At 67.6% G+C, this 8,313-nt stretch carries 8 protein-coding genes; 3 read left to right on the forward strand and 5 right to left on the reverse strand.

Going from position 1 to position 8,313, the window contains the following annotated elements:
* Positions 1–441: 441 nt before the first annotated feature.
* Genes C6A77_RS24670 through C6A77_RS24680 form a run of 3 tightly spaced genes read right to left on the reverse strand, consistent with a single transcriptional unit; the run spans position 442 to position 3,086 of the window.
* On the reverse strand, positions 442–1,023 hold the full coding sequence (locus C6A77_RS24670; RefSeq protein WP_114171962.1) for a TetR/AcrR family transcriptional regulator: 582 nt from the start codon (positions 1,021–1,023) through the stop codon (positions 442–444).
* Positions 1,024–1,035: 12 nt separating this feature from the next.
* The gene (locus tag C6A77_RS24675; protein ID WP_114171963.1) at positions 1,036–1,884 is read right to left on the reverse strand and encodes a 3-hydroxybutyryl-CoA dehydrogenase; all 849 of its coding nucleotides are present in this window, start codon (positions 1,882–1,884) and stop codon (positions 1,036–1,038) included.
* A gap of 17 nt (positions 1,885–1,901) precedes the next feature.
* Complete coding sequence (locus C6A77_RS24680; RefSeq protein ID WP_114171964.1) at positions 1,902–3,086, reverse strand: acetyl-CoA C-acyltransferase family protein; 1,185 nt, start codon at positions 3,084–3,086, stop codon at positions 1,902–1,904.
* A gap of 168 nt (positions 3,087–3,254) precedes the next feature.
* Between C6A77_RS24680 and C6A77_RS24685 the strand changes: the two genes are divergently transcribed.
* A complete protein-coding gene (locus tag C6A77_RS24685; protein WP_114171965.1) occupies positions 3,255–4,265 on the forward strand; it encodes an AraC family transcriptional regulator in 1,011 nt (336 codons plus the stop codon).
* A 120-nt stretch (positions 4,266–4,385) separates the two neighbouring features.
* On the opposite strand, the gene C6A77_RS24690 is transcribed toward C6A77_RS24685, so the two are convergent.
* Positions 4,386–4,823 carry a carboxymuconolactone decarboxylase family protein gene (locus tag C6A77_RS24690; protein WP_114171966.1) on the reverse strand — a complete coding sequence of 146 codons (438 nt, stop codon included), beginning with the start codon at positions 4,821–4,823 and terminating at the stop codon, positions 4,386–4,388.
* A 198-nt stretch (positions 4,824–5,021) separates the two neighbouring features.
* Here C6A77_RS24690 and C6A77_RS24695 point away from each other — a divergent pair, with 198 nt between their 5' ends.
* Both C6A77_RS24695 and C6A77_RS24700 read left to right on the forward strand, forming a co-directional pair.
* Positions 5,022–5,480 (forward strand): nucleoside deaminase, encoded by a 459-nt coding sequence (locus C6A77_RS24695; RefSeq protein ID WP_114171967.1) that lies wholly within the window; start codon positions 5,022–5,024, stop codon positions 5,478–5,480.
* Positions 5,477–6,673: a cyanate transporter gene (locus tag C6A77_RS24700; protein WP_114171968.1), complete on the forward strand. Its 1,197-nt coding sequence runs from the start codon at positions 5,477–5,479 to the stop codon at positions 6,671–6,673. Before C6A77_RS24695 ends, C6A77_RS24700 begins: the two co-directional genes overlap by 4 nt.
* Here the strand turns inward: C6A77_RS24700 and C6A77_RS24705 are convergent.
* A complete protein-coding gene (locus tag C6A77_RS24705; protein WP_114171969.1) occupies positions 6,666–8,099 on the reverse strand; it encodes a PLP-dependent aminotransferase family protein in 1,434 nt (477 codons plus the stop codon). The genes C6A77_RS24700 and C6A77_RS24705 overlap by 8 nt on opposite strands.
* Positions 8,100–8,313 lie beyond the last annotated feature (214 nt).

The raw sequence follows: 8,313 nt of genomic DNA on the forward strand, positions 1-8,313 counted from the left end.
CGGCTTTAGCCGCGAACACCGGCGCAGCCGGTGCCATCCACCGCGTCGCCTGCTTCGCGGGTGAACCCGCTCCCACATGAAATCGCGCATGCCTTGGCTCACGCATTACCTGTGGGAGCGGCCGTGGCCGCGAACACCGGCGCAGCCGGTGCCATCCACCGCGTCGCCTGCTTCGCGGGTGAACCCGCTCCCACATGAAATCACGCATGCCTTGGCTCACGCATTACCTGTGGGAGCGGCTTAGCCGCGAACACCGGCGCAGCCGGTGCCATCCACCGCGTCGCCTGCTTCGCGGGCTTGCCCGCTCCCACATGGAATCGCGCAGGTCGTGGGCTCATGTAATACCTGTGGGAGCGGCTTTAGCCGCGAACACCGGCGTAGCCGGTGCCATCCACCGCGTAGCCGGCTTCGCGGGTGAACCCGCTCCCACAAGGTCCGAGGCTAGCGCAGGGTCCGCTCCAGCCCACCCACCAGCATGCTTTCCATCAACCCCAGCCCCTGTTCCTCGGGCAAGGCCTTCAACAACCCCGGTAACTGGTTGAGCAACGTCGCCAGCACATGCGCCGTCGCCAGCAAAGCCTCCCCCTGCAATTTCGCCTGCGGTGCGATCAACCGCAGCAAGCCCGCCTCATAGCGCTTGCGCAGCAAGGCCAGGCGCGCCTGCTGGTCGTCGCTCAGGCAGCACAAGTCCCGCTCTGCCAGGCGAAACTGCAGCGGCCGCTCGGCATGCAGTTGCCAGTGCGCGGCAATCAGGCAGCTCAAGGCCGAGGCGCCACGGGCCATGGCCCGCCGCCCCTGGTCGAGGGTGGCCTGCAGTTCCTCGTACAATTCCTCGATCAGGTCGTACAACAAGTCCTGCTTGCTGGGGAAGTGATGGTACAGCGAACCTGCGGTCAGCCCGACATGGGCCGCCAGCTCGCGCATGCTGACCTGGCCAAAGCCCTTCTCGGCAAACAGCGCCATGGCCCGGTCACGTCGCTCTTCAAAGTTGGCACAGCGCATCGCGGCATTGACCGGGGGCATGGCGTTCGCTCCTCAGTAGGTGAAGAAACCGCGGCCGCTCTTGCGCCCCAGCCAACCGGCCGCGACCATTTCCTTGAGCAACGGGGCAGGGCGGTACTTGCTGTCGTTGAAGCCTTCGTGGAACGCTTCCATGATCGCCAGCAGGGTATCCAGGCCAATCAGATCGGCCAGCGCCAGCGGGCCGATCGGCTGGTTGCAGCCAAGGCGCATGCCGGTGTCGATGTCTTCGGCACTGGCCAGGCCTTCCTGGCGCACGAAGATCGCTTCGTTGATCATCGGCACCAGGATGCGGTTGACCACGAAGCCCGGGCGGTTGCCGGCGGTGATCGGGGTCTTGCCGACTTTTTCGGTCACCACCAGCGCCTGGGCGTAGGTGCTGTCGCTGGTCTGCAGGCTGCGAATGATCTCGACCAGCGCCATCATCGGCACCGGGTTGAAGAAGTGCACGCCGATGAAGCGCTCGGGGTGTTCGATGCTGGCCGCCAGCTGGGTCACCGACAACGACGAGGTGTTGGTGGCGATCAGGCAATCGGCGGCAACGTTGCCAGCTACCTGCTGCAGAATGCGCTGCTTGAGCTGCAGGTTTTCAGTGGCGGCCTCGATCACCAGCTGCGCGCCGCCGAGCTGGGTGTAGTCGGTGCTGGTGCGAATGCGGGTGCGGGCGGCTGCCGCCTGGTCGGCGGCAAGGGTGCCTTTGCTGACCTGGCGCTCGAGGTTCTTGCTCAAGGTGGCCACGCCGCGCTCCAGCGCGGCGTCGGAAACGTCCACCAGCAACACCTGGTAGCCCGCCACGGCACACACCTGGGCAATGCCGTTGCCCATGGTGCCGGCGCCGATCACGGCGATCTGTTCAATGCTCATGTGGCTCATGTTCCCCTTCAGACGCGCTCGAAGACCACGGCGATGCCTTGGCCGCCGCCGATGCACATGGTGGCCAGGGCGTAGCGGCCCTGGATGCGTTGCAGCTCGTGGATGGCCTTGGTCGCGATGATCGCGCCGGTGGCACCGACCGGGTGGCCGAGGGAAATGCCCGAGCCGTTGGGGTTGACCTTCTCCGGGTCGAAGCCCAGTTCGCGGCTCACGGCGCAGGCCTGGGCGGCGAACGCTTCGTTGGACTCGATCACATCCAGGTCCTGCACCTTCAAGCCGGTCTTTTCCAGCACCTTGCGGGTGGCCGGGATCGGGCCCAGGCCCATCAGTTCAGGCTCGACGCCGGCATGCGCGTAGCCGACCAGCCGGGCCAGTGGCTTCAGGCCCAGGCGGCGCACCGCATCACCGGTGGCCAGCACCAGGCCGCCGGCGCCATCGTTGATGCCACTGGCGTTGCCGGCAGTGACGGTACCGTCCTTGCGGAACACCGGCTTCATTCCGGCCAGTTGTTCGCTGGTCACTTCGCCCCGCACATGCTCATCGACACTGAACTGAACGCTGCCCTTGCGGGTTTTCAGTTCCAGCGGGACGATCTGGCTGGCGAAACGGCCTTCGGCGATGGCGCGCGCGGCACGGCGCTGGCTGGTCAGGGCCAGCTCGTCCTGCATTTCGCGGGTAATGCCGTGCTTGGCCGAGACGTTCTCGGCGGTAATGCCCATGTGGAAGTGTTCGAACGGGTCGTGCAGTACGCCGACGGTGTAGTCGATGCCTTGCAGGTCACCCATGCGTGCACCCCAACGGGCCTGCGGCAGCAGGTACGGGCCACGGCTCATGGATTCGGCGCCAGCCGCCACGGCCACATCGGTGTCACCCAGCAGCAGGCATTGGGCCGCCGAGACGATGGCCTGCAGGCCCGAACCGCACAGGCGGTTGACGTTGAAGGCCGGGGTTTCCTTGGGGATGCCGGCGTTCATCGCCGCCACCCGGGCCAGGTAGGCGTCGCGTGGCTCGGTGGGGATCACGGTGCCCATCACCAGGTGGCCGACCTGCTCGGCGGCCAGGCCCGAACGCTCGATGGCGGCGCGGGTGATGGTGCTGGCCAGGTCGGCCAGCGGCAGGTCCTTGAGGGCGCCGCCAAAGCTACCAATGGCGGAACGGACGGCACTGACGACGTAGATTTCTGCGCTGCTCATAGGGGCTCCGATTGCGAAGGCATGGCGGGACCGGGCCAGGCTCTGCGAGAATGGCCGACGATCCCGGAGTGGGACCGAGTCTAGGCAAAGGCTCTGTTGCAGCCTATGCCGGAACTGTTCAGACAACCTGGCACTTTTTGCCACTCAGCATAGACAGCGAAAACCGCCATGCGCGATAGCGATTCGGTCGCCGTGTACTTCCTCAATGCCATGCTCCACGCCCTGCGCGATTGCCCCGCCGATCGCGATGCACAGCTGCGTGCGGTGGGCATCGACCCGCAACTGCTCGGGCAACCCCAGGCGCGGGTGCCGGCCAAGGCTTTCGCCCAGCTGTGGCTGGCGCTTATCCAGCGCCTGGACGACGAGTTCTTTGCCCTCGACAGCCATGGCATGCCGCTGGGCAGTTTTGCCCTGATCTGCCGCGGCCTGATCCTCGAGCCGACCCTGGAAAAAGCCTTGCGCCAGTGCATCGGCGGCTTCGGCCTGTTCCTGCGTGACTTGCGCGGCAGCCTGACGGTACGCGGCGGGCGCGCGCTGATCAGCGTGCAGTCGAACATTGCCGACCCGCTGACTCGGGTGTACGCCGAGGAAACCTACCTGGTGCTGATGATCGGCATGCTGTGCTGGCTGGCCGGGCGGAGGATCGCCATCGACCGCACCGAGCTGGCGGTGTCGCGCCCGGCCCAGGACGACGACCTGCTGTTGTGGGGGCCAGACCTGCGCCTGGGTAGCGGGCGCACCGAGGTGGAGTTCGACAGCGCTTACCTGCGCCTGCCGGTGGTGCAGGACCTGGCCGCCCTGAAGACCTTTCTGCGCAGCGCGCCGCAGGGGCTGGTGATCCGTTTTCGCAACCAGAACGGGCTGGTGGCCGAGGTGTACCGGCACCTGCGCGCGCGGCGCTATGGCCAGTGGCCGACGCTGGCGGCGCTGGCGCAGCAGCAGGGTGTCAGTGCCAGTACCTTCCGCCGGCAACTGGAGCGGGAAGGGCGTTCGTACCAGCAGATCAAGGATGAGGTGCGCCGGGCGATGGCCTTCGAGCGGTTGCGCGAAGGGGTGTTGAGCATCGCCGAAATCGCCGAGCAGACGGGTTTCCAGGAGCCCAGTGCATTTCACAGGGCGTTCAAGAAATGGACCGGCCATAGCCCGGGCAGCTACCGGGCGCGGTTGGCCGGGCGTTGAGGTGTTGCCTGTACCGGCCTCTTCGCGGGCTCGCCCGCTCCCACAGAATCTGCAAGCAGCGCTGTACCTGTGGGAGCGGGCAAGCCCGCGAAGAGGCCTGCCCAGGCTACCGATCAATAATCAGGCCGGCACCATGGCAAACCCGACGCCAAAGCGGTTCCAGGCATTGATGGTGGCAATCGCCAAGGTCAGGTTGGCCACTTCGGCCGGTTCGAAGTGTTCCTGCAGGGCGTCATATTGCGCTTGCGGCGCGCCTTGTTCCGGCAGCCGCGTCAAGCTCTCGACCCAAGCCAGTGCCGCACGTTCACGTGGTGTGAAATAGGCCGTTTCCTGCCACACGCACAAGGTCTGCAGGCGCGCCTCGGTCTCGCCGGCCTTGCGCGCATCGTTGGCGTGCAGGTTGACGCAGTAGGCACAGCCGTTGATCTGCGAGGCGCGCAGGCGCACCAGCTCCAGCAGGGAATTTTCCAGGCCGCTCTTGGCCAGGGCCTGCTCCAGGCCGACCATGGCTTTGTAGGCTTCGGGGGCGTGCCTGGCCCATTCGATACGGTTGTGCATGGCTGTCTCCAGAGGTGTGTGGTTGGGGGTGGCGCTACTGTAGCGCCGCCCCTGCGCCGCCCCGATAGCCAATCCGGCGCATCTGCGGGAGGCCAATCGGCCATTCAGCTGGCCACTGACAAGCATCCAATCTCTTCATTTCTGCCAGGCCGCCCAAGCCCGGATAATGACCCGATCTTGCAACAGGAGAACCCCTTCATGTCCGATGAACGCTACATGCGCGAAGCCCTCGACCTGGCCCGCGCCAATATCCGCGCCGGCGGCCGGCCCTTCGGTGCCGTGCTGGTGTACAAGGGGCAGGTGCTGGCGCGTGCGGTGAACGAGATCCACAGCACCCAGGACCCGACCGCCCACGCCGAGATGCAGGCCATTCGCAAGGCCAGCCATGCGCTCGGCCAGGCGCGCCTGGACGGCGCCGAACTCTATGCCAGCGGCCACCCGTGCCCGATGTGCCTGGCGGCCATGCACCTGTGTGGCATCGAACGGGCCTGGTTTGCCTACGACAACGCCGAAGGCGAGCCGTACGGCTTGTCCACTGCCGCGGTGTACGCGCAGATGGCGCGCCCGCCGCAGCAGCAGAGCCTGCCGCTGCGCGCGCTGAAACCCAGCGGCGAAGGCGGTCTGTACCTTGAGTGGAAACAGGCCAGCGCCCAATGAGGGTGGCATTGAACCTGCTGCTGGTGGTGCTGCTGGCATTGAACCTGCGGCCGATCCTGACCAGCATCGGGCCGCTGCTCGAACCGATGCGCGCCAGTACCGGCCTGGGTTATCAGCAGGCCGCCTTGCTGACTGCATTGCCGGTGCTGTGCATGGGCCTGGTGCCCTTGTTGCAACCCTGGCTGCGGCGCTGGCTGAGCGAGCATGGCGGTATGCTCGCGGGGCTGGCAGCCATCGCCCTGGCGTGCCTGTGGCGCCTGCAGCTGGACAGCGCCTGGGCGCTGATCGCCAGTGCGCTGGTCGCCGGCCTTGGGGTGGCGGTGGTGCAAGGCATGATGCCGGGGCTGGTCAACCGCTGGTTCCCTGGTCGCCTGGCGGCGGCAATGGGCCTGTATTCGGCGGCGCTGATGAGCGGTGGTGGCCTGGCCGCCGTGCTCGGGCCGCACATCAGCGGCCACTTCGGCCATTGGCAGGTCGGCCTCGGCCTGTGGGCGGCCCCGGCGCTGCTGGCGCTGCTGGCCTGGGCCGTGCTGCGGCCGCGCCAGGACGCCCCTGCGCTGGCCGGCGCCAGTGGCGGGCACTGGTTCGGCACGCGCCGGGCCTGGCTGCTGGCGCTGTACTTCGGCCTGATCAACGGCGGCTACACCAGCATGGTGGCCTGGCTGCCGGCGTACCATATCGAGCACGGTGGCAGCGCCCAAGGCGGTGCCGACCTGGTGGGCCTGATGACCCTTTTCCAGGTCGCCGGCGCACTGGGTTTGCCGTTGCTGCTGCGGCGCTGGGCAGACCGTCGCCCGGGCCTGTGGCTGGCGCTGGCGATCCAGTTGGGCGGTTTTCTCGGCCTGCTGCTGGCCCCCACGCTGGCCTCGGGGCTGTGGGTGGCGCTGATCGGCTTCGGCCTCGGCGCCTGTTTCAGCCAGAGCCTGACGCTGACCCTGGAACACCTGAAAACGCCTGCCGAGGCGGGCAGCCTGGCGGCGTTCGTGCAGGGGGTCGGTTTCATCATCACCGGCATCGTGCCCTACATCACCGGCTGGTTGCGTGATGTGAGCGGTGACTTCCAGGCCTCGTGGGCGCTGTTGACCGTGACCGTGCTGGCGATGCTGCTGGTCACCGCGTGCTTCAACCCACGCGGTTACGCGGCGGCCATTGCCCGCTCGCCAGCCGGGGGCAAGGCCGCGCCGGTCAACTGAGGCGCTGCAGGGTGTCGCGCACCCGGTCCAGTGCCGGGTCGATGTCCAGCAGCTCGATCGCGCCGAAGCCCAGCAGCAGCCCCGGGCGTACCGGCGCTTCGCTGAAGAACGGCGCCAGCGAATACAGGCCGACTTCCACCTTGCGTGCAAGGTTGGTCAGCAGTTCGACATCGACCCCGGGCCTGGCCAGGGCGCTGAGGTGGAAGCCGGCGCTGGCGGGGATGGCGCTGAACCACGGCGCCAGGTCACCGCCCAGGCGTGCGAGGATGCGCTCGCGACGGGCGCTGTAGACCTCGTGGCAGCGGCGGATGTGCTTGTTCAGGTGGCCTTCGCCAAGAAAACGCGCCAGCGCCCACTGCATCAGCGGCGGGCTGTGCCAGTCGCTGAGGTGCTTGGCCACGCAAGCGGCCTCCAGCACCGCCGGGGGCAGCACGGCGTAGCCCAGGCGCAGTTCCGCCAGCAGGGTCTTGGAAAACGTCCCCACATATGCCACCAGGCCATGCCGGTCAAGGCGCTGCAGGGCGTCTGCGGCGGGCCCGTGATAGCGGAACTCGCAGTCGTAATCGTCTTCGATGATCAACGCCCCCAGCTCGGCGGCGCGTGCCAGCAGCGCATGCCGACGCGGCGCGCTCATCGGCATGCCCAGCGGGAACTGATGCGAGGGCGTCACGTAGATCAGCCGGGTGCCGGCGGCGATTTGCTCCACGCACAGGCCTTCCTCGTCCACCGCTACCGATTGCACGCGCGCGCCCAACGCCAGGAACAGTTGCCGCGCCGGCGGGTAGCCGGGGTCTTCCATGGCCACCTGGCAGCCCGGCTCGACCAGCACCCGGGCGATCAGGTCCAGCGCCTGCTGGGCGCCGTTGCACACCAGCAGGTCGGCGGCGCTGCAATGCACCCCCCGGGCGTAGGCGATGTGGTGGGCGATGGCCTCGCGCAGCTCTGGCAGGCCCTGGGCGGTGAAGTGCCGTTCCGGGTGGCGCTGGCTGCGGCGCAGGGCGTAGTTCAGGCAGCTGCGCCACTGGCCGAACGGGAACTGCACCTTGCTCGAAGCGCCGCCGACAAAGTCGTAACGCGACGGTGCCTGCAACTGGCGTTGGCCGAGTACGGTGGCGCGCTGCTGCCAGCGTTCGAGCGACGCGGCGGCGGCCAGCGGAATGCTCGGTGATGTGCGGCTGCGCAGCGGCTGGCGCGGGGTGATGAAGGTGCCACGGCCGACCACGCCGCTGAGCAGGTTGTCGTAAGTCAGTCGGGCATAGGCCTCGGCCACGGTTTTGCGCGAAACGCCCAGCTGCTCGGCCAGCAAGCGGCTGGGCGGCAGCTGGGTGCCGGCGGCCAGGTGGCCGCTGTCGATGCCGGCGCGCAGTTGCTGGTAAAGCTGGTCGGCCAGGCCTTTGCGGCCTTCCAGGCGGATGTGCAGTTCCATGGGTGGTCCGGAGCGGGAAAGTGCTCAGGATAGCGGATTGCCTGGGGCAGGGCATGGGGCCGCTTGCGTGAGCCATAGGCCTGCGCGACTCCATGTGGGAGCAACTGTCTTACTCAATTTCTAAAGGCCGGCGCGATCCCTGTGGGAGCGGGCAAGCCCGCGAAGCAGGCGACGCGGTGGATGGCACCGGCTGCGCCGGTGTTCGCGGCCACGA

This window comes from Pseudomonas sp. AFG_SD02_1510_Pfu_092, from assembly GCF_003331055.1.
Taxonomy (GTDB): domain Bacteria; phylum Pseudomonadota; class Gammaproteobacteria; order Pseudomonadales; family Pseudomonadaceae; genus Aquipseudomonas.

Excerpts from the sequence above, each read along its gene's own strand:
- C6A77_RS24675 (WP_114171963.1), bottom strand. The coding sequence starts at position 1,884 with ATGAGCATTGAACAGATCGCCGTGATCGGCGCCGGCACCATGGGCAAC.
- C6A77_RS24680 (WP_114171964.1), bottom strand. The coding sequence starts at position 3,086 with ATGAGCAGCGCAGAAATCTACGTCGTCAGTGCCGTCCGTTCCGCCATT.
- C6A77_RS24695 (WP_114171967.1), top strand. The coding sequence starts at position 5,022 with ATGTCCGATGAACGCTACATGCGCGAAGCCCTCGACCTGGCCCGCGCC.
- C6A77_RS24690 (WP_114171966.1), bottom strand. The coding sequence starts at position 4,823 with ATGCACAACCGTATCGAATGGGCCAGGCACGCCCCCGAAGCCTACAAA.
- C6A77_RS24685 (WP_114171965.1), top strand. The coding sequence starts at position 3,255 with ATGCGCGATAGCGATTCGGTCGCCGTGTACTTCCTCAATGCCATGCTC.
- C6A77_RS24705 (WP_114171969.1), bottom strand. The coding sequence starts at position 8,099 with ATGGAACTGCACATCCGCCTGGAAGGCCGCAAAGGCCTGGCCGACCAG.
- C6A77_RS24700 (WP_114171968.1), top strand. The coding sequence starts at position 5,477 with ATGAGGGTGGCATTGAACCTGCTGCTGGTGGTGCTGCTGGCATTGAAC.
- C6A77_RS24670 (WP_114171962.1), bottom strand. The coding sequence starts at position 1,023 with ATGCCCCCGGTCAATGCCGCGATGCGCTGTGCCAACTTTGAAGAGCGA.